Here is a 20,187-nt window from a genome sequence, read left to right on the forward strand (position 1 = left end):
CTTGCTTTCCCCCCCTATTTTGCTATACTCAATTTGTTTGTTTTTCCCCTTATTATTCTTGATTAGTAAAGTGAGGCGATCGTAGTGAGACAAATGAAAACTCCTTTGTTCAGCGGGTTGTTGGAGCACGCCAACCGGAACCCGATTCAATTTCACATTCCGGGCCATAAGAAGGGTATGGGTATGCATCCGGCATTTCGCGAGTTCATCGGGGACAACGCTCTTTCGATAGACCTCATCAATATTGCGCCATTGGATGACTTGCATCACCCGAAGGCAATGATTAAAGAAGCACAAGATTTGGCAGCCGAGGCATTCGGCGCTGACCATACATTTTTTTCCGTGCAAGGTACAAGCGGTGCCATCATGGCGATGATTATGGCGACCTGCAGTCCTGGCGACAAAATTATCGTACCGCGTAACGTACACAAATCGATTATGTCGGCAATTATTTTCGCTGGAGCAATCCCAATCTTTATTCACCCTTCAATGGACGAGCGTCTGGGCATTTCTCACGGGATCACAGTGAAAGCCGTGCAAAAAGCACTAGAAGCCCATCCTGATGCTGCTGCCCTGTTGGTGATTAACCCTACGTACTTCGGTATTGCAGGTGACCTGCGTGAGATCGTGCGGGCTGCGCATAACTATGAAATTCCTGTATTGGTAGACGAAGCTCATGGTGTGCATATTCATTTTCATGAGGAACTGCCGATTTCAGCCATGCAAGCAGGTGCCGACATGGCAGCAACCAGCGTACACAAGCTGGGCGGCTCTTTGACTCAAACGTCGATCTTGAATGTACGGGAAGGTCTCGTCGATGTTGATCGGGTGAAAACTGTTATGAGTATGCTCACGACGACCTCGACTTCTTACATCTTCCTCGCGTCTTTGGACATGGCGCGTCAGCATTTGGCACTCAACGGGAAAATGCTCGCGGATCAAGCGATGGAACTGGCAGCAAAAGCACGCGATATGATTAACGAAATCCCGCGCATCTACTGCGTTGGCAAGGAGATTCTTGGAAAGCCTGCGACTTTTGCGATGGACCCAACCAAGCTCCTCATCCACGTACGCGATCTCGGAATCACTGGATGGGAAGTCGAGAACTGGCTGCGTGACAAGTACAACATTGAAGTAGAGATGAGCGATTTGTACAACATCCTCTGCTTCGTTACTGCGGGAGATACGGAAGAATCCATCCGTACGCTGGTAAATGGCTTGCGTGATCTGTCCGTTGAATTTTCGCACGTACAAGCAGAAGAGAAGCCTACCATCTCACTGCCGAATATCCCTGTGCTATCCACAACCCCTCGAGATGCATTCTATGCAGAAACAGAGACGATTCCGTTGGTGGAAGCAGCAGGTCGAGTCATCACTGAGTTCATCATGGTGTATCCTCCAGGCATCCCGATCTTCCTTCCTGGGGAGGTAATCACTGAGGAAAATATCGCGTACATTCAGGAAAACATTCGAGTCGGATTACCCGTACAAGGCCCTGAAGATGAGACACTGAAAACGATTAAAGTCGTAAAAAGACAAACCGCTATTTCTGGCTAAGCGATCCGAACCATAAACGGCTGCCTCTTTCACGAGAGAGCAGCTTTTTTTATTTTTTATGCAAACATTTTGAGATAAGATGGAAATGGGAAAAATCAGGAAAGGTGGGCGATGCTGCAATGCCAGACTGGTCGTATCAAACGATGTTCCGGCCACTTCTCTTTCTCATGCCACCCGAACGGGCCCGGTCTATTACCTTGCAGTCAATCGGCACTTTGGCAAAAATTCCGGGTGGTCCGTTCATCATCGAATGGATGGGACATATGGAGCCTCCCTCACAGCTCTCCAAAACAATTGGTCCAGTCACGTTCCCTACTCCAGTCGGATTGGGTGCCGGATTGGACCCGGAATGCATCGCCATTCAGGCGCTGTCCAAGTTCGGCTTCGGGTTTCTAGAGCTGGGCCCTGTGTCCAAAGAACCGATTGATTCCCGCGGCACCGTTCAACGTGACATTGCCGCGATGAATATCCACTATTCCAGCCCGTTGGTAAATAATGGTATTTATGCCCTTCTGAGGCGCCTGGAGGGGGCTTCTGGCATCAAAATTCCTATTGGAGTCAGATTGGCCGGCCGACCAAAAGCCAGCCTGAGAGAAGCCACAGAAGAGCTTCAGGAGCTGATCGAAAAATTAGAACGTTTTTGTTCGTTTTTCACAATAGATTCACGAGCGAATATGGGACAGCCAGAATGGAGCCATACAGCGTGGAAGGAACATTTTTCCTGTTTGCGTAACCAAACGGATCTGCCACTCTTGCTGGCGATCCCTCCGAGCCTTACAGAAGCGGAAGCACTCCCGATTCTTACCTCGGCAAAAGAAGCAGGACTCAACGGCTTAGTTGTCGCTGGAGGTACGATTCAGGAAGATTCACCATGCGCGAACAACTCTGTTTACATCACGGGGAGGAGTTCACACGAGAAAGCCGTCAAATTTGTCTCTTGGGCACGGGAGCAGTGGTCAGATGCCCTTATCATTGGATCAGGCGGCATTCTGGAGCCACAAGATGCGCTGACTTTTCTTTCAGCGGGTGCCAATTTTGTGCAGTTGCACAGTGGCTTGGTCTATTCTGGCCCCGGCTTGCCAAAACGAATTAACGAAGCCATCTTGCAAACACAACCAGACACTGACCCTCCTCAAGAAAAGCGACCTGCTTTTTTATTTCCTTCTTGGATATGGGGAATTTTGTTGGGCGTGGGCATGATGATCGGTGGCGCACTTGCTTGGCTGGTCGCAGCAACAACTGTCGTCCTTCCGTACGACGAACGCTTTCTCGGGATGTCAGCCGACCAGCTTGCGCTCATCAATGCGCAAATCCTCTCTTTTATGTCACACGATCGGATTAGTCTGGCAGGAACGATGATATCCATAGGAATTTTGTATAGCCAACTTGCTTACCATGGCCTGCGCAAAGACATTCACTGGACGCGGATCATCTTGCTCGTCTCCGGTGCTGTTGGATTTTCCAGCATCTTATTATTTATTGGATACGGGTATTTCGATTACTTGCACGCGATTTTAGCGTTCGTGTTGTTCCCCATGTTTTTGCTCGCATTACGAACACCTGCAAAGGTTCATTTGACTCGCCTACCGCCTCAGCTTCACAACGATCGGGATTGGCGAATGGCTCTATGGGGACAATTGCTCTTTGTCATCATCGGATTTGGTTTGACAGGGGCTGGTATCATCATCTCGATCATCGGCGTCACTGGTGTCTTCGTTCCTTCCGACCTCGTCTTTCTCTGTGTGTCTGCTGATACCTTGCAGTCTTACAATGAGCGATTAATTCCGGTCATTGCTCATGACCGTGCTGGCTTTGGTGGGGCATTAGTTTCGAATGGCCTGGCCGTCTTGCTGATTAGCCTTTGGGGTATTAGGCGAGGAGAAGCGTGGATTTGGTGGACATTGTTTTTAGCAGGCATTCCAGGCTTTGTTTCTGGCATAGGTATCCATTTTACTGTTGGCTATGTCGATTTTATTCATCTCTTGCCCGCTTATGTCGCAGTCATTTTCTTTCTCGTAGCACTCGTACTTTTGAAGCCGTATTTATGCCGGACATAAAAGAAAACAGACGAAAGAAATTCTTTCGTCTGCAGAGTGTTGAGAAAGTCCCCTTTCGCAAAAAAGGGGACTTTCTGTGCCATTTTAGGGGGTACAAATATGTCTCCCCACCTTCGTAAAACGCCTTAGAAGCGAATCTAGAAGGTCAAAATTTTTTATCTTAATCCGAGAAATCCAGACTGGGGGTTTCTCGACAGCCTGCAGACGAAAGAAATTCTTTCGTCTGTTTTTCTTTATAAAAGTCTGACTACCGTTATTCAGAATCAGTCTTCGTCTTCGTCTTCTTCATCTTCGTCATCATCATTGCCCGGAGCGAATGCTACCGTGTATACATATGGGTCTTTATCACGCTTATCGACCCAGACAACGCGATTTCCACCGATGCGGGCATTTTCCATCTCCGCATCATCATCCCACTCAATATCGCTATAGGAATCCTCTTCGAAATCATACAGCTCATAGTAGAATTCCTTGCCTTTTGCGGACAGACGATTGTCTTCATACAAAATCATATTGCTTGAAGCCTGTGGATTTTTCTGGTCACCATCCGTATAACGAAGCAACGGATTGACTCTTTGACGGTCCATGTTGTAATAGTACAAATCCCAACCGGTTTTGGAATTGCCTGTATCTTCGCTCCAAACAACAAAGTCATCGCCGATTTCTGCTTTCTCTACTTTTACGTTATCGCGGATTTCTGTCTCGTCATCTTCTTCGATATCGTAGAGTACGATGCTTGCGCTCTTTGAGCCTTCTTCCACTACCCATGTAGCGTAGTTTTTGTAAATATCAACACTCAGTGGTTCATTTCTTACCGTCGTAACATCCTTATGCTTTCCAGTCGATAAATCAGTGATGGTCACTTCTGGTCTGCCGGCGATATTCACCCATAACAGACGCTCTCCGTCAATCTCATAAAGCTTCTCACTCGGCTTTTGATCATCATCTTCATATGTAATCTGCTTTTGAATGTCTTTACGAATATCGTAGGAGAAGAGTGCATCATCATGCTCGTCATACCAGACAACATAACGCGAGCTTACAACAGGGCGAACAGAATCATGCTCCGGATTACTGACGACTTTACTTTTTTTATTTTCGACATCGTATAAAACGACCGTATTATTTTTTTTAGACTCGGTTACGTACGCTACATAACGATCATGAGCACTTGGCTCATTTGGTTTTCCTCCTGCATTACCTATCGGAACTAATTCCTTTTCGTCCAGGTCATGCAGGTGGAGTTGGAGCTTTTTGTTACTGTCTTTTTTCGCGAATAAGATAAAATCACCATAAATTTTCGGTCCGGTCTCACCGTACAGATTGCTCGCGATCTTTTTACCAGACGTTTTGCCAAGCTCACGATATCTCAAGTCATTATCGTCAGAGTAGACATAATCCTCTTGATACAAATGTACGTTTTGCTGTTCATTGTTGTCATTGGTCAATTGCTTAATTCTACCGTTGCTAATGGAATAGGAATAGAGGTCTCCAGCCGATTGATGCTCGTACACGATTTGATTGGAGAAAATGCTAGGACGCCCTTGATCGCCTTTAGCAGTGACGGCAGCCTTTTCCTCTTTTGCTTTGATGTCATAGAAATAAATGTCATCATTGCCATTACGATCATCTTCCCAAGCAACATAACCACTGCTTACCACCGGGTTGCTTGCTTTTCCACTCGCTGATACGATCTCTGTATCCCCAGTAGAAATTTTATGTAGATAAACATCGCCGTTGTCTGTCCAAACAATATTTTTATCGGCAATTTCCAAACCCTCGACCGAAGCAGAACCACTTGTCAAACGGATTTCTTTCTCTTTCACAATGTCATACAAATAGACATCTGAGCCGCCATCACGGGAATCAATCCATACGACGTAATCTCCATCGACCTTTGGATTCGTCTTTTCTGATTCCTTGTCACCTATTTCGCTCTGGTTACCTTTATCCAGATTGTAGAGTGTTACTCTTTGCCCACCTTCAACCATCCATACCGCATATTTTTTTGATATATCATATCCTGCTGAGGATATTGTTGGTTGACTACCGTCTATTTTTTCTTCATCACCAATACTGTAAGCAAGCGCTGGTGTCCCGCTCCACAGAGATGTGACCAAAAGTGCAGCGGCCAGCAATCCCTGCATCGGTTGTCGCTTCATGACACAATTCCTCCTTTTGCAACAATTCTCACACTTCTCCATTATCCTCCATACCGAAAAGGTTGTCAAAAAAAACAGGCCTCCACATAGGCCTGTTGACAATTATTTATTCTTTTTCCTGTCTTTCACCAGGTCGGCAGTCACAGTTGCACACCGCATAAAGCGTTTTTACTGAATTACATTCAAAATGCTCGATGATGGTTCCGCAAGTCTGACATACGATAGTTCCCATCTATGTCCCCTCCGCATTCAATTAATTCACATATTATCACAAATGTTATGTTACATTCATCTTAATATGCCATTACATTCGGAGTCAAGATGCATTTGTTGATAATTAGTATGTCACATTAATGTGGAATATTGTCATTCAACCAGTTCACGATTTTTTGCAAGACTTCTTCCTTTTCAGGCTCATTCAAAATTTCGTGCCGCAAGCCCGCGAACCGTTCAAACATTTGTCCATCTGGAAGGCCCGCTGTAAACCGCTCCACTGCATCCGCATCAACCAATGTATCAGCACCAGCCTGCAAAACAAGGACAGGATGCTTGATTTGATTTCTCTCCTCCCACGCCTTTTCCATAGAGCGGTTCAATTCCGTGAACCATCTGACACTTACCTTGGAATAATTGAGCGGATCGTTCTCATAAGCAGCCTGAACAGCTTCGTCACGCGATACCATGTCGGGAGTAATTCCATTAGGCATGACAAGTGTTGGCCAGACCCTATCGAGAAACTGTGCCAATTGCTCTTTCCAAGCCGGTACAGTCAGTTTCAGTTTTAAGCAAGGAGATGTGAGAATTAAGCCAGCCAACTCTTTACTCTGCTCATTCGTCTGAATAAATCGAGTCGCGATGAGCCCCCCCAGACTATGCCCCATTAAAAATACTGGCTTCTCTCCTGACGCATCACCAAGCGCGGTACTCGTCCACTCACGTACACGGGACAAATAGTCTTCGAATGATTGAATATGCCCCCGTCTCCCATGAGAGCGCCCCCATCCGGGCAAGTCTTCTGCATATACGTCCCAGCCTACCTGATTGAAATAAGCCGCTACATGCTCATAGCGTCCATGATGTTCTCCCGTTCCATGGACGAGAACAATCGCTCCCCGAGACTCTTTGGCCGACCATTTATGTACACCCATTCTCCCTGTTCCTCCTACTGCTTGATTTCTTTCGATTATACTAAAAAACGGAAGGCCGTATTTTACAGAAAAACCAAAACGAGCAGAAGATAAACTTCTGCTCGTTTGCTAATACTGATTTTCTTCAAATGGAATGGATGGTAAATGTTCCTGGAAAAACTCAGCAAGTGCGACTGCCTCGTTCTCTGAATCCAGCCTGAAAATTTTTTGCAGGTATCCTGGATTCACCGCATCTTCAGAACTGAGAAGAGTCGATTGCCCTGTCTGCATACAGATCACCAACGGCTTCCCATAAAACTTGTGTGTAAATACCATGCCAAAGTCGTAGCGTGTTCCCTCTGAAATAAATCCAAGGAAACGTACATTAGCATTCTCCGAAACGTCGTATAAGTGGTCGTAGTGCTCCATCAGCAATCCCTCCTCAACAGTATTTTGGCCTCCGAATTTCGTGAAATATTCGGATTATTAACTAGTATAAGCGAAAAATCACGTTTTTGCCACCCAAACAGCATCATTTACCAGACGCGTTGGGTTAATGACCCTGTCTTCCCCTTCTTGAATCCATCTCACTTTTTCTGCACCATGCAACGATTGCGCGACAAAGGAGAGACATTCAAAGAACAGTTCAACTACTGCTGTACTGTATCGTTCCTCCATTTTCTCCAATGCATACGTCAATCTAAAAATATCTGGTACACTTCTTCGACTGGCTTCCAATACTTCTTTTCCTTTTTCAGTCGGGTATACGTGAACCACACGCCCATCCAACTCCGACTTTTCGATCGTCACCATGCCTTTCTCCATTAATTTCTTGATATGAATGACAATCGATGAGGGATGCCAGAAGGTCCAATCTGCAATTTGCGTGACGCGTACACCTTCATAACAGTAGATGATCCAGAGAATGTTTAACTGTACGGAGGAATCCAATTCGGCTTCCTTCGCTGCCCGCTCCCAGTCTTCTTTGTTCACCACATCGATGGCGCGCATGGTGTTTAAAGCTTCGAATACGTGTCTAATTGAGGCCTCCTGCATGCGTATATTCCTCCATGATCCTTTATCGTTCATCTAATGGCATATTAATATGATATATATTTTACACTTTTCAGAAAAAACACGCAATTGTTTTCGGTCACCAACTGCCTCATTGCCAAAGAGTGGAAGACAATGCTACACTTAACGCACAGAATACCGGTACTAGGAGTGAGTGCAGTCGTGAAACTTCAATCGGCCTACATCTATTTCGTTGATGGTTCTACCTCAGCATCTGTAAGTATTGACGACGTGAAAGCCAAGTTTACGCGATACGTTGACATGACCTCAAAAACAGGAAAGCAGTTGGGCTGGACCTATGCTGACGCCGCTTTCCCTTACACCCTAGAAGAACGCCCTGAAGGAAAAGACTCGTGGTTCCTTCTCAAAGGAAAAGATCCAAACATGTATAAAGCTATCGTTGTTGGAGTCGGTAGCAAAAATGAAAACGGTTCCGAAAAGCACTACATACAAGTGTCCCTCCCTGAATCGGCCACACATGGCGATAAAAACAAGGCGAATGAGTACTGTCGATACTTGGCACGTGATTTTAAAGCAGAGCTCCATCTCTTCAACAAGCGCATTCAATACTTCCAACCTCGAAAGCCATAAAGAAAAACGTAAAAACAGTCGAGCAATATCGACTGTTTTTTCATGTTCAGGCCTATTCCCCCTGACCTCTTTTTTTCATACGAATAACAAAGAGTGGAAAGGGGTGTGCTTATGGAGGCGCAAGCATTTATTCAGTTAGTTGCTGACCATGCCAGAAACTCTTATCTGAACCATCGTATATTCCCCTCCATTATCATAGCGCAAGCCATACTCGAGTCAGGTTGGGGTAAAAAAGTACCTGTTGACCCTGCCACTGGGACATCCTCGTACAACCTCTTTGGAATGAAGGGAACGGGACCTGCCGGCTCTGTCACCATCGAAAGCAAAGAGGTGGAAAACGGAAAGACGGTCACACATACTTCCCAGTTCCGCGCTTATGAAAATTACCAGCAATCCATGGAAGACCATGCCCAATTTTTACGTAAGCCCGCATATAAAAACGTGCTGGCAGCCGCTACTCCTGCACAAGCCGCACAGGCTTTAGAAGAAGCCGGCTACGCTACCGATCCAGCGTACGCTGAAAAGCTGACGCGCCTCATTCAAACGTACAACTTGTCTCAGTACGATCAATTCGCCTCAGAAGTGCCACAGGTGTTTCCTCCCTGGAAATTGGAACTGGGCAATCGAGCGTTGCAGGAGGGCTTGCTGACCTCGCCTGAATGGCTAAATAAGTTAGACGAACCAATGCCAGTATGGGCTGTTTTAGCGGTTGCCCTGCGACTGCTGGACAAACAACGAGAGAAGCCATGAGTCATAAATAAAAATCAAAAGCCCCATTGCCACAAGCAAATCTCGTGGATAATGGGGCTGTTCCGTATAAAAATGCAGTTGCCTCAGTCGTACATTGCTTGAGCACGTTGATCAAATCATTTGAGACCTGGACAGCGAATAAAACCTTCCGTCCACCATCCGAATTCCCAGATCGACGCAATATTCCAATCCTTGCGTCACTCCGTACAAAATCCATTCGGAAGAACGGTGGTTGATATCAAAATCAGTGTAAAGGTCAGTGCCATCATTTCGGATCTCTTTGCGGTACGTCACATCAAAAAGGCGTAGGACAAAAGGCAGTTCAGCAAACGGAATAGCAAACTTTCGCTCTATTTCTTGCTCGAACTCCTTCGTCATGCTCCACTCTGCCTGAATGGATTGCTCATCTTTCCAGGCAATGCGTATACTCGGGCCTTCTACATCCGTGGACGATCGCGGGGGATTTGTCTCCATTCGCTCCCATCGTTCCTTTCTTTCATGTACTTACTATCACCAAGTATATTGGCTTTTCCGTATATTATAGCACGGGGACATACAAAGTGGAAACGCATCCAAGCCATAATTTTTAACGTCCAACTGTAAATGTATTTTCCCCGACGGTTACATAAGAAGTGAATTTCTCGGATTTCATTTGAACTTGTACTTTATAAGTGCCGTATGCTTCGAGTTTCGTAGATACAAAAGGCTCAGAAAAATAGAAGCTGTTTGCATTTTGTGTGGAGTATTTCCACTCTTTCCCTTTAGACACTTCTTTGCCATCCGGTCCGACCAACACGAGTTGCATGCGCAAGTCTTTGGCTACAGGCGCGTCATCAACTTCTACGAACACGTTAAACGTACGAGGTACATTTTTGTCGCTGTATCCTTTGACAGGGTTGCTGAAAACGACATTTTTATTGCGGGTCTGCTGAATTCCTTCGACCACAATAATATTTACGTTTGGCTTAATCACTTGCAATTTGCCAGATTGCTGATCGTAATCGGCAAAACCACCGAGCTTGTTCACTATTGTTTCTACCGATTCGGCCTTGGATGCTGGCATTTCACTCGCTACGGTTTCCGCACCGAAAAATACGCGCATCGCACCCTCTCCCAGCGCAGTAGTGCTCCCCACCCCTGCTGCTACAGTCAACGCCAACAGGGCCGATAACCATGCTTTTTTCATGTCAATAATCCTCCTGTATGTGTGCGCGGCAGCGCTTGTTTTTCCGGAATTTCTTCTCTCTAGTTTATACGTTTGGAAAAGGAAATAGTTGTGCTGCCCTGATAAGTTTTTTCAACAATATCCACAATATCCACAAGCACAAAAACCTTAGGAAGAAAGACTTATGCACAGAGATGTTAGTAACTACTTCTTACTCTTGACCAGAATACGGTTGGGAATGACACAGAAAAAAGAGCGGCTATCCAGCCACTCTTTTTTTGCTCCTGACACCTGCTACTCCTGTTGCGAAAGCCATGTAAAATACCGAGAGACCAGTCGAATAGCCACCTCAATCGCGTCTTCGTTCGGCTCAATTTTGGAATGGTGCAAGCCGTATGGCGTTTGCACACCCAGCCAGAACAAAAAGCCGGGAATTTCTTTCAAAAAGTAACCGAAGTCTTCTCCAGTCATGGCTTCCTTGCAGGTAATGAGAGTTACATCTTCACATTGTTCCTGTACCCATTGCATGAAGTCTGTCGTTAGCTGCTCCTCGTTGTAAACCTGGCAGTAGCCAACCCCGTAGTCAATCGCTGCCTGGCAATCAAAGCCTATTTCCACTCCCTTAACGAGAGATTCAATGCGGCTCTTGACGAGTGCCATCGATTCCATAGAAAAGGTTCGGATGGTCCCTTCTAGCCTGGACTTCTCCGCGATGATGTTCTGCTTCGTCCCGCTCTCCAGCTTGCCAATTGTTACGACAGCTGAATCCAATGGATCCATATTGCGCGAAATAATCGATTGAAGCTGTGTCACAAGATGGCTTCCTGCAACCACCATGTCATTCGCCTTGTGCGGGAAGGCTGCATGCCCACCTTTGCCAACCAAATCAATGTACAACTCAGAAGTGTTGGCAAACAAAATTCCTGGCTTCGTCGCAATATGACCAACTGGATATTCTGGCGCGATATGCAAGGCAAAAATGCAGTCCGGTCGCCACCCTGCAAACTCTTCACTTCCCATCATCGGCTCAGCACCGCCAGGACCTTCTTCTGCCGGCTGAAAGAGGAACAGCAAATCATCTGCTATCGGATGCTGGGTAAAATGCGTCAGGAGGCCAAGAGCAATTGCCATATGCACGTCATGCCCGCATGCATGCATGTATCCTTCATGAAGCGAGCGAAACAGGTAGGACGTTTCCTCTACGATCGGCAGGCCATCCATATCCGTCCGCCAGGCAATTAATCGTTTAGGCTTTGTTCCTGCCAGCTTGACTAAAATGCCTGTCCGCCACGTTTTGATCTCGATTCGCTCCTGAGGTAGCTTCTTCAAATAATCGAGCAAGTATTGTTGCGTCTTCACTTCAGCGAAGCCTGGCTCCGGTATTTGGTGCAGGTCTCGTCGAATTTGTGTAAACAAGGAAGTCGTCATACCCTACGCCTCCTTTTTCGTACCTGATCTTACTTTTAAATGCTCCTCAAACACGGCAAGGAAACGGTCCACATCGGCTTTTGTCAACGTCAGTGGCGGAAGCAAACGAACAATCGTTTTCTGCGTCACGTCAACGAGAATTCCTTCGTCAAGCAACGCTTGCTGCAAGTGGCTGACCTCTTCCGGGGTGGAAGAGAGTGGAATTCCAACCATCAAGCCTTTTCCGCGAAGGGATTGCAGCTGATCCGGAAGACGAGTACGCAATGCTTCCAAGCCCGACCACAGGTACGTAATCACTTCTTCTACGTGAGCGATGAAGGCTGGATCAAGCAATTCGTCCAACACGACATTCCCCAGGGCAGCAGACAGTGGTGATGGTGCGAACGTCGTTCCGTGATCCCCCGGTTTGAACTGGTTCATCAGCTTTGGACCAGCGATGACACCGCCGAGGGGAAGCCCTCCCCCTATACCTTTGGCGAAAAGGATAAGGTCTGGCGTTACGCCTGCATGCTCATAAGCAAACAGCTTTCCTGTTCTGCCCATTCCTGTCTGGATCTCATCCATGACAAAGAGCATGCCTTCTTGTTCACAGATCACAGCTACCTCTCGCAAGAATGCTTCCGTTAACGGCACGACACCGCCGGAACCCAAGACTGGCTCCATGAGGACCGCAGCAGGCCTTGCTTCTTGGCAAATCGCTCGCAATCCTTCCGTGTCCTCCACATCCAGTTCATAAACAGGAAAAGCCGGCTGAGGAAAGTCTTGATAGACGTGAGCCTGTCTCGTCAAACGCACTGCTCCGAGTGTTCGCCCGTGAAAGCTGTTGCGTAAGACAACGATGCCTTCACGACCTGCGCCCTCGTTCTTCGTCCATTTGTGAATCAGCTTGATCGCAGTCTCTGTAGCCTCTGCACCAGAGTTGGTGAAAAAAACCTTCCCACTAATGCTGTTCGCAACCAAACGCTCGGCCAATCGAATAGCCGGCTTGTTTAAAAATACATTGGAAATATGCAAGAAGCGCTCTCCCTGCTCACGTAAAGCCTGTACAATGCGCGGATGAGAATGCCCCAGAACGTTTACCGCGAGTCCGGTAAACAAGTCGAGATAGCTCTTCCCGTTCGTATCGTACAAGTAATTTCCTTCGCCTTTTTCTATGGCAATCGGAAGTCTTTTGTAAGAGGAGACGATATATTGTTCATCGAGCGAACGCCAGTCCATGTGCACTCTCTCCCTTACAGCTGACGTAGCTCCTGCTTGATCTCTGTCTTGGAACGAGTTTTTTCATCGATTTGCTTGATCACACGTGCAGGTGTTCCCGCAACTACTACGTATGGAGGTACATCTTCAATCACGACAGCACCCGCTGCAACGACAGCACCTTTTCCTACGCGTACACCTTCCAGAATGACAGCATTTGCTCCGATGACAACATCGTCCTCGACAACAACTGGCTGTGCAGATGGCGGCTCGATAACGCCCGCGATAACTGATCCCGCGCCGATGTGGCAGTTTTTCCCGATGGTTCCACGTCCACCTACTACAACATTCATGTCGATCATCGTACCTTCACCGATCACTGCACCGATGTTAATGGAAGCACCCATCATGATGACCGCATTGTTACCGATTGTCACTTGGTCACGGATAATTGCGCCTGGCTCAATACGCGCTTGAATCCCTTTTGTATCCAGCAATGGAATAGCGGAGTTGCGACGGTCGCTTTCTACCACATAATCTTCAATTTTGTCTGCGTTAGCCGCGAGCACTGGCTCAATCTCTTTCCACTCACCAAAAACAACACCAGTAGGACCAGTAATGAAAGCTTTGGAGCTCGCACCGAAGTCGATTCCCTCCAGGTTCCCTTTCACATATACCTTCACTGGTGTTTTCTTTTCGCTTTTTTGAATAAACGCGATAATTTCGTTAGCATCCATCATGTTCATAGTTACATCCTCCTCAAAATAACAGCATGGTAAATCAAAAAAAGCAATGAGTGCATTCGCTATCTCATTGCTTTTGATACTACATAAGCAAATCATAAATAGCGCTCCACAAAAAGACTTGAGGTCCCTTGTGACAGGATGATCATTTTTCATGAGACACCCCAGCCCGTGCTACGTAGGGGCATAGCATAAGCTTCGGCGCTTTAGCCTTTCTTCCTTCTCCTGCCCCCTGGCAGATTACGAAAAGACTTACTCTTCTTCGGCGCACCTCTATTTAGAGTACATTATTATAATTTTATTTAACTCTACCAAAATCAATGAAACGTGGCAATAAGAAAAAAGTTATTGACAACGATTCTCATTTTCATTAATTTTATTTGTGAGAATGATACTCATTATCTAATTGGAGGTTTTCCGTTTTATGAGCATTTTGATGGTATACGCGAGCATGACAGGGAATACTCAGGAAATTGCTGAAGCAATTGCAGAAGGTATTCGTTCAACTGGTGCTGAGCTGGAGATAAAAGAAGTGATGGATGCGAACGCAAAAGAACTCGAAGCTTACGATGGAATCTTGCTTGGTGCCTACACATGGGGCGATGGCGAACTGCCAGACGAATGCATGGATTTTTATGAGGAAATGGACGATATTGACCTCAGCGGGAAAAAGGTAGTTGCTTTTGGCTCTTGCGACTCCGCTTACGAGCATGTCGGTGCAGCTGTTGATATTTTGCTGAAAAAGGCAAGCGAGCGTGGTGCGGAAACTCCTTTGGAAGGTTTGAAAATCGAGCTTTCTCCTACTGCCAAAGAAGTGGAAACTTGCAAAGCGTTTGGGGTATCGTTTGCTGAATTGCTCGGCTAATTGATGTTTCCCAAATACTCTGGCACATGATATACTATCAATCCAACTTTTTAAGGAGGATTGATCTCATGTCACTACATACGGACGAGATTCTCTTACGGCCTCTCCAACAACAAGACGCAGCCGTGCTCCTAGAGCTTCGGCTGCGTAATCATGACTTTCTCCAACCATTTGAACCGATCCGCCCCCCGTCATTTCTGACCCTCCCAGGACAGCAAGAACAGATTTCGCAAGCACAGATTGATTTTGAACGTGGCACAGCCTATGCTTTCGGCGTATTTACCCGAGAATCCAGTAAGATGATTGGACGTGTAGCGTTGTCGAATGTCGCACGCGGTGCTTGGCAAAATGCTACGATTGGCTACTTTATGGATCAGGAGTGCAATGGCAAAGGCTATACGACATCAGCAGTAAATCTCGCCCTTCATTTTGCTTTTTCTGATGCTAAACTGCACAGGGTACAAGCTGCTGTTATGCCTCGCAATCAAGCTTCCATTCGCGTCTTGGAAAAAAACCGTTTTCGCCAGGAAGGGCTTTCGTTACGCTATTTGCAAATTAACGGTGTATGGGAGGACCATCTCCTCTACGCTCTTACAGTTGAGGAGTTGTCTCAGTAATTTCCTCGCTCTTTTCGCTCTCACGCAGCCGCTCCAGGATGCGCCGTTTGCGGTACAGCATCATCCCCGCTTCGGCGACATCCTGTACGGTTGAGCGGTTCAAATACGCCCCAAACAAAATACCTGCAATGGGCACCATTTGAAATAACTTTTTCCACCCAAAGTTCTCTGTGTACGTTACCACGACTTCACGCCATCCCTGCAATTGCGCCATTACCTCTCTCTGCGCATTTGGATCATCAAAGCGGGAGAGCTCAGCGAGTATCGCTTTTTTCCCTACGATATCTGATGAAGCAAACTGCAAGCATTTGACGACGAACAGCCGCTCCCTCTTCTCTTCAGGTCGATAGCCATAGGCAAGAGCCATCTCTTGTAATACTTTTAGGGATGTCCCCATCAATAACGGGATATCGATCGCGAGGGTAAAAATCCCTCCGAAGCCAGTCGTCGCACCTTGTACCGTGGCAAAATTCGCACGTGAATCCTTCAGCTCCATTGCGACATCATTCATGATCGTAAGCGGTACAGCAGCAATCTCCTCTTTGCCAATAACAGACGTGCCCTGTCCCTCTAACCGTTTGCCAAACCTCTTGTAAATCGGTTCATCCTGCACCAAATAAGTTCCACCTGTCTCAAGAAAGGCTGCCATTTCATCTACGGCTTTTCCCAGCTTCTCTTGAACGAATGCAGGCGTAATCCGATCTAACAGAACAAAAGGAAGTCTGCCAAGCTTTTCCCAGAACCACAAGTCGTTCTGGTCCTTCTCCCAAGCCTCCACTTCACGTAATGCCGTAACTAAAGTCTCCCTAGACTCCCTCAAATCCAACAACCTCCCTGGCTACTCATTCAGATACTCCTCGCCTCCACTGACATTGGTTGCGCAAGATAGACTTGATGTAGTCCTGCAACTCTTCTGACGTGGCGTGAGAGACGAATTCTTTTTTATTTCTTACGATTCCCAGCTTCAAATGTTTCACTTCCTCTCCTTCGATCCGAAACCCGAACTTTTCCAAGATCTCCTTCTGCTCGTTTGTCACAGGACTTCCTCCCCTTGTAGTCGAAAACCCCCATGCCAAATTGCAAGGGGGTCAATCGTTAATTCACTTCGATTGTGAATGCGATCGTTTCTTTTCGTTCATCAACGTCTGTTTTTTTGACTGATCTTTTTTGTCTATTAACGAGTTGGCAAGTCTTGTTGCTAAGGATGTTGGTTATTTTGATCTCGTATTTACCGGGCTGCTGCCGATCAATGTACTTGCTGATATCAAGTGATTCCAGTCCGTTATCAGTGTCGCTATCTCGTTTGGAAGGCTTAATGGTTGTGATTTCTTTTCCTTCGTAGTAGATCTCGATCCGATTTTCTGAAGATATCGTAGCACTGCTATGCTCTTGTCTAGCACCGATGGCGTTCTCACCATATTTCCACTCATACCTGGGCATATGGTAAGCGGAAGCCTTTCTACTCTCTCTAACTTTCTTCGTCCCAGTCCGCTCTGCATACGTGGAGATGAGTTGTAGGTTCTCCAATTCAGCAAGATCACTATCAGATTCCACAGTCACAAGATCTCCATTTCGAAATTCCTTGCCCTCTTTTCCTCTCATAAACATCGGCGCTTGTGGTGGAGCTATACCTGAATCACCTGAATCACAACTTTGGGACGCTGGGATTGGTGGCGTGTCCTCTATGACCTGTATGTAACCGCACCATGTCTTGGCAGGGTCTCTTTTGCTGTAATAGTTTACCTTGTAACGCCCTGGCTTATAGCCAGACAGTAACAAGCCTGTATGATCCCAATTCAATTTATCACTATCGACCACGACGTTATCGACTGCCCATACTCCTGGTCCTTCATCGTCATCTGCTTCACTTCCGAATTCGATATGCTCTGCTGCTGTAGTCAGCCATATCACATGAACCGGGTTTTGATAGAGCTTCACTGTATTGTCTGATGAATACACGTTTGCTTTTTCGACCATGAGTGTCGATTTTTCGTTTGGCTGCATCAACACATCCATCGTAACCTCTCCGCTTGTGGGACCACAAGCATTCGGTGCACCTGGAATTTGTATGTGAATCGTAGTCGACGTAGAACCTCCCCATAAAGAATCCGTTTTGTTTTCCTTGGATTCTGGCTCAAAAGTGACAGAAATCGTCATACCCGCCAGCATCATCGGGATATCCACTTCAAAATGTTGCGCATTCGTCAACGTTTGTCCAGTTCCGTTCACTGACCATCGACCTGGGTATGCCGAATACAACGAAATCTTACCTAGTGACTCCGGGGCAGTAATGGTCTGATCCGGTACGAGTTTTTGACCGCTTGCATCTGTCCCCATATATAGCTCCGCCATACCAATCTGAACCGTCGTAGTCCAAGGCGACATCGAGGAATCATCAGGTAGAAAAAGAAGCTGGTATTGACCAGTCAACAACGTACCTGTTGAAAACACAGTAGCAGAAACAGATCTCATGTCTTGGTTCGTAGACTTGTTTGTTAGCTTCCACGTACCAGGTACAGAACTGTTAAAATCAGTTGACCCCATATTTCCGAAAATGGTCGTCTGCCCGCCTGTCGCCAAAGCCTCTCCCTCTGCTTTTTCTCCCTTATAAATACGTGGATAATTTTGTGCTTCTACCTGAAAGCTCACGTGTAACGTGCTGCTCTTTGCATTGGCATCAGTCACGACAAAGGTCAACGTATGAGAGCCAGCAGACAATTTCGCTGCGGGAATTGTAAAGCGAGGTACCTGCCATTTGAACACAGCTTGATTTGAGCTTTGCTCCATTTGAAACTCCGTTAATTCTACATCATCCAAATATACTTGCTTCCGACTTAGGTTTGTTCCATTTCCATAAGTAGTCTGTATCAAGTCAATATCGAGTGGTGTCTCCGGAGGTAGAATAAACTCATCATTCTTCACCCAGTTCCAACCTCTTGAATCCAGTCCCGCAACCTGATAATCGTTAAAGATAACCATATCGTGAACAGGCTGCTTCCGGATTGGCTTAGATACTTGGCTGTTTTTTTTCATTGATGCTGTTGCCCCGGCTCCCATGGCTGGCGGTACTGACACACCTGACAAAAAAGTACCAGTTGCCAAACACACGAGAAGTGCTTTTACAACCCATTTTTTCACGAACTGCCCTCCTACTTTTTTGTCTTACGTATTTTCATTTGAACAACTGATTTTATTCGACAATAACCGTGTTATATCCTTGTATGTTCGCACGCTTTTTCCTAAGCTCGATATAGTTAAAAACTATTTATTTAATAATTTATATAGATTTGACTTATGTCTTTTAAGGCGGTAAAAAGGAAGAAAGGGAGGGATACAGATGATTCAAACCAATCAATGGAATGCCGGGCTATACGACGCCAAAATGAACTTCGTTTCTGAATACGGAAAAGGATTAGTGGACTGGCTGCAGCCGGCTCCTGGAGAAAACATTCTTGACTTAGGGTGTGGAACAGGCGACCTGTGTGCTCAACTATCGCTTGCAGGAGCAAATGTGACAGGCATCGACTTTTCTACCGCCATGATTGAGACTGCTCGCCAAAAATATCCTCAGTTTGCCTTTGAAGTAGCCGATGCGCATACGTATCGTACAGATGTCAGTTACAACGCTGTCTTTTCCAATGCCGCACTCCACTGGATGAAACGCCCTGCTGAAGTCGTTGAAACCATTTGGTTAGCTCTTGCTCCCGATGGACGCTTTGTTGCCGAATTTGGAGGACACGGCAATTGCGGACAAATCACAAAAGCATTACGGACTGTTTTAGCACGAAAAGGAATACCTGCCGATGAGCGCTCGCCTTGGTATTTTCCCAGTATTGGAGAGTACACGACTCTTTTGGAGAAACAAGGCTTCCATGTCGTACTTGCCTCCCATTTTGATCGTCCGACAGTCATGGCTGATGGGGACTTGGGGCTTTCGCATTGGCTGAATTCTTTTTGCAGTCCTTTTTTTGCGGGACTGTCCTCAGATGAAATCCAGCAATTATGTAGGGAAGTCACTGACTTACTGCGTCCTGCCCTGTTTCAAGAGGGTCACTGGGTGCTCGATTACAAGCGTATTCGCGTCCTTGCCCATAAGAAATCAGAGAATGATACTCTTCATGGGGGAGCTGCACGATGACTCGTATTGCCTGTCTCCATGGACATTATTCGAATATTTCCCTCTTATCAGATGCGTTCGCAGCCTTTGACGTAGAGCTCATTCATTTTGTTGATCCTGGTTTACTCCTGCAAAACGCGGAAACCCCTATCCATACCAAGGAACAAGCACATGTCAAATTACGTGATCAACTAGCCTGGATGCAGAGCTGCGCGGTCGATGCAATCGTGATCACTTGCACACAGTATGCCGCACTGGTAACACCGGAGGATGAGGCAACTGCCACTGTTCCCATCTTCACAATCGATGGACCTTTTTTTCATGAGCTTGCACGATATACTGAGTCACAAGTTCTTCTGTTCTCCAATCCCGCTACTGTCCAACCTACGATGGAGCGTCTCGTGCAACACGCCCATTCCCACAACCTTCATCCAGAGATACAAGTAACCATCGTTGAAAATGCTTTTGCCCTGCTCATGGAAAACAAGCAGGAATCGTACAGAGAAGCGATTAAAAACGCCCTGTATCAACTCCATCAAACGTTTCCAGACCAACCTATTGCAGTGGCACAGCTCTCCATGGCACCTGTTGCTGACCAGTTTGCGAAGGAAAACGGCTGTACAATTTCCCATCCTTTACATAGTTTGACGACGCAAATGTCCGCAACGTTACGAATGCGTTCAAACCATTGAAAAGTGTACGCGTGTAAAAAACAGCCCCGTTTGCTCAGGTCTTTG

General features: G+C 46.5%; 21 protein-coding genes and 1 riboswitch. Of the genes, 8 read left to right on the forward strand and 13 right to left on the reverse strand.

The annotated features are described in order from the left end of the window. The first annotated feature begins 84 nt into the window (after nucleotides 1–84). Both ACM6JA_RS09910 and ACM6JA_RS09915 read left to right on the forward strand, forming a co-directional pair. The gene (locus ACM6JA_RS09910; RefSeq protein WP_414852135.1) at nucleotides 85–1,557 is read left to right on the forward strand and encodes an aminotransferase class I/II-fold pyridoxal phosphate-dependent enzyme; all 1,473 of its coding nucleotides are present in this window, start codon (nucleotides 85–87) and stop codon (nucleotides 1,555–1,557) included. A 104-nt stretch (nucleotides 1,558–1,661) separates the two neighbouring features. Next, nucleotides 1,662–3,614 (forward strand): dihydroorotate dehydrogenase, encoded by a 1,953-nt coding sequence (locus tag ACM6JA_RS09915; protein WP_414852136.1) that lies wholly within the window; start codon nucleotides 1,662–1,664, stop codon nucleotides 3,612–3,614. Between the two features lie 263 nt (nucleotides 3,615–3,877). On the opposite strand, the gene ACM6JA_RS09920 is transcribed toward ACM6JA_RS09915, so the two are convergent. The 5 genes from ACM6JA_RS09920 to ACM6JA_RS09940 all read right to left on the reverse strand — a co-directional run bounded on the left by ACM6JA_RS09920 (nucleotide 3,878) and on the right by ACM6JA_RS09940 (nucleotide 7,959). Then, nucleotides 3,878–5,776: a TolB family protein gene (locus ACM6JA_RS09920; protein WP_414852137.1), complete on the reverse strand. Its 1,899-nt coding sequence runs from the start codon at nucleotides 5,774–5,776 to the stop codon at nucleotides 3,878–3,880. Between the two features lie 106 nt (nucleotides 5,777–5,882). After that, nucleotides 5,883–6,008, reverse strand: a complete 126-nt coding sequence (locus ACM6JA_RS09925) for a GapA-binding peptide SR1P (protein ID WP_007723214.1) — start codon at nucleotides 6,006–6,008, stop codon at nucleotides 5,883–5,885. A gap of 118 nt (nucleotides 6,009–6,126) precedes the next feature. After that, a complete protein-coding gene (locus tag ACM6JA_RS09930) occupies nucleotides 6,127–6,924 on the reverse strand; it encodes a lysophospholipase (RefSeq protein WP_414852138.1) in 798 nt (265 codons plus the stop codon). A 108-nt stretch (nucleotides 6,925–7,032) separates the two neighbouring features. Next, complete coding sequence (locus ACM6JA_RS09935) at nucleotides 7,033–7,332, reverse strand: DUF3055 domain-containing protein (protein WP_015892160.1); 300 nt, start codon at nucleotides 7,330–7,332, stop codon at nucleotides 7,033–7,035. 78 nt (nucleotides 7,333–7,410) lie between these two features. Then, nucleotides 7,411–7,959 carry a MarR family winged helix-turn-helix transcriptional regulator gene (locus tag ACM6JA_RS09940; RefSeq protein WP_007723208.1) on the reverse strand — a complete coding sequence of 183 codons (549 nt, stop codon included), beginning with the start codon at nucleotides 7,957–7,959 and terminating at the stop codon, nucleotides 7,411–7,413. Between the two features lie 180 nt (nucleotides 7,960–8,139). Here ACM6JA_RS09940 and ACM6JA_RS09945 point away from each other — a divergent pair, with 180 nt between their 5' ends. After that, the gene (locus tag ACM6JA_RS09945; protein ID WP_414852139.1) at nucleotides 8,140–8,568 is read left to right on the forward strand and encodes a DUF1885 family protein; all 429 of its coding nucleotides are present in this window, start codon (nucleotides 8,140–8,142) and stop codon (nucleotides 8,566–8,568) included. A 111-nt stretch (nucleotides 8,569–8,679) separates the two neighbouring features. Next, the gene (locus ACM6JA_RS09950) at nucleotides 8,680–9,318 is read left to right on the forward strand and encodes a glycoside hydrolase family 73 protein (RefSeq protein ID WP_414852140.1); all 639 of its coding nucleotides are present in this window, start codon (nucleotides 8,680–8,682) and stop codon (nucleotides 9,316–9,318) included. Nucleotides 9,319–9,429: 111 nt separating this feature from the next. Here ACM6JA_RS09950 and ACM6JA_RS09955 read toward each other — a convergent pair whose 3' ends face one another. The 5 genes from ACM6JA_RS09955 to dapD all read right to left on the reverse strand — a co-directional run bounded on the left by ACM6JA_RS09955 (nucleotide 9,430) and on the right by dapD (nucleotide 13,854). After that, nucleotides 9,430–9,792 (reverse strand): DUF4912 domain-containing protein, encoded by a 363-nt coding sequence (locus ACM6JA_RS09955; protein WP_007723202.1) that lies wholly within the window; start codon nucleotides 9,790–9,792, stop codon nucleotides 9,430–9,432. Nucleotides 9,793–9,904: 112 nt separating this feature from the next. Then, nucleotides 9,905–10,504, reverse strand: a complete 600-nt coding sequence (locus tag ACM6JA_RS09960) for a hypothetical protein (protein WP_007723201.1) — start codon at nucleotides 10,502–10,504, stop codon at nucleotides 9,905–9,907. Nucleotides 10,505–10,777: 273 nt separating this feature from the next. After that, the gene (locus tag ACM6JA_RS09965; RefSeq protein ID WP_414852141.1) at nucleotides 10,778–11,911 is read right to left on the reverse strand and encodes an N-acetyldiaminopimelate deacetylase; all 1,134 of its coding nucleotides are present in this window, start codon (nucleotides 11,909–11,911) and stop codon (nucleotides 10,778–10,780) included. A gap of 3 nt (nucleotides 11,912–11,914) precedes the next feature. Beyond that, a complete protein-coding gene (locus ACM6JA_RS09970; protein ID WP_414852142.1) occupies nucleotides 11,915–13,129 on the reverse strand; it encodes an aspartate aminotransferase family protein in 1,215 nt (404 codons plus the stop codon). Nucleotides 13,130–13,143: 14 nt separating this feature from the next. Continuing rightward, nucleotides 13,144–13,854, reverse strand: coding sequence for a 2,3,4,5-tetrahydropyridine-2,6-dicarboxylate N-acetyltransferase (dapD, locus tag ACM6JA_RS09975; RefSeq protein ID WP_007723196.1), 711 nt, complete (start codon nucleotides 13,852–13,854; stop codon nucleotides 13,144–13,146). 91 nt (nucleotides 13,855–13,945) lie between these two features. Further along, nucleotides 13,946–14,135, reverse strand: a riboswitch (Lysine riboswitch). A gap of 140 nt (nucleotides 14,136–14,275) precedes the next feature. Here dapD and ACM6JA_RS09980 point away from each other — a divergent pair. Both ACM6JA_RS09980 and ACM6JA_RS09985 read left to right on the forward strand, forming a co-directional pair. After that, complete coding sequence (locus ACM6JA_RS09980) at nucleotides 14,276–14,716, forward strand: flavodoxin (protein ID WP_392430151.1); 441 nt, start codon at nucleotides 14,276–14,278, stop codon at nucleotides 14,714–14,716. A gap of 68 nt (nucleotides 14,717–14,784) precedes the next feature. After that, nucleotides 14,785–15,333 (forward strand): GNAT family N-acetyltransferase, encoded by a 549-nt coding sequence (locus tag ACM6JA_RS09985; protein ID WP_414852143.1) that lies wholly within the window; start codon nucleotides 14,785–14,787, stop codon nucleotides 15,331–15,333. Here the strand turns inward: ACM6JA_RS09985 and ACM6JA_RS09990 are convergent. The 3 genes from ACM6JA_RS09990 to ACM6JA_RS10000 are packed head-to-tail and all read right to left on the reverse strand — an operon-like array spanning nucleotide 15,308 to nucleotide 18,471. Beyond that, complete coding sequence (locus ACM6JA_RS09990) at nucleotides 15,308–16,162, reverse strand: EcsC family protein (protein ID WP_414852144.1); 855 nt, start codon at nucleotides 16,160–16,162, stop codon at nucleotides 15,308–15,310. The genes ACM6JA_RS09985 and ACM6JA_RS09990 overlap by 26 nt on opposite strands. A gap of 13 nt (nucleotides 16,163–16,175) precedes the next feature. After that, nucleotides 16,176–16,370 carry a hypothetical protein gene (locus ACM6JA_RS09995; protein ID WP_414852145.1) on the reverse strand — a complete coding sequence of 65 codons (195 nt, stop codon included), beginning with the start codon at nucleotides 16,368–16,370 and terminating at the stop codon, nucleotides 16,176–16,178. 58 nt (nucleotides 16,371–16,428) lie between these two features. Beyond that, nucleotides 16,429–18,471 (reverse strand): hypothetical protein, encoded by a 2,043-nt coding sequence (locus ACM6JA_RS10000; RefSeq protein ID WP_414852146.1) that lies wholly within the window; start codon nucleotides 18,469–18,471, stop codon nucleotides 16,429–16,431. 199 nt (nucleotides 18,472–18,670) lie between these two features. Here ACM6JA_RS10000 and ACM6JA_RS10005 point away from each other — a divergent pair, with 199 nt between their 5' ends. After that, nucleotides 18,671–19,471 carry a class I SAM-dependent methyltransferase gene (locus ACM6JA_RS10005; protein ID WP_414852147.1) on the forward strand — a complete coding sequence of 267 codons (801 nt, stop codon included), beginning with the start codon at nucleotides 18,671–18,673 and terminating at the stop codon, nucleotides 19,469–19,471. Next, nucleotides 19,468–20,142 carry a hypothetical protein gene (locus ACM6JA_RS10010; protein ID WP_414852148.1) on the forward strand — a complete coding sequence of 225 codons (675 nt, stop codon included), beginning with the start codon at nucleotides 19,468–19,470 and terminating at the stop codon, nucleotides 20,140–20,142. Before ACM6JA_RS10005 ends, ACM6JA_RS10010 begins: the two co-directional genes overlap by 4 nt. The last annotated feature ends 45 nt before the right edge of the window (nucleotides 20,143–20,187 follow it).

Origin of the sequence: Brevibacillus sp. IT-7CA2, assembly GCF_949767855.1 — a bacterium.
Taxonomy (GTDB): Bacteria; Bacillota; Bacilli; order Brevibacillales; family Brevibacillaceae; genus Brevibacillus.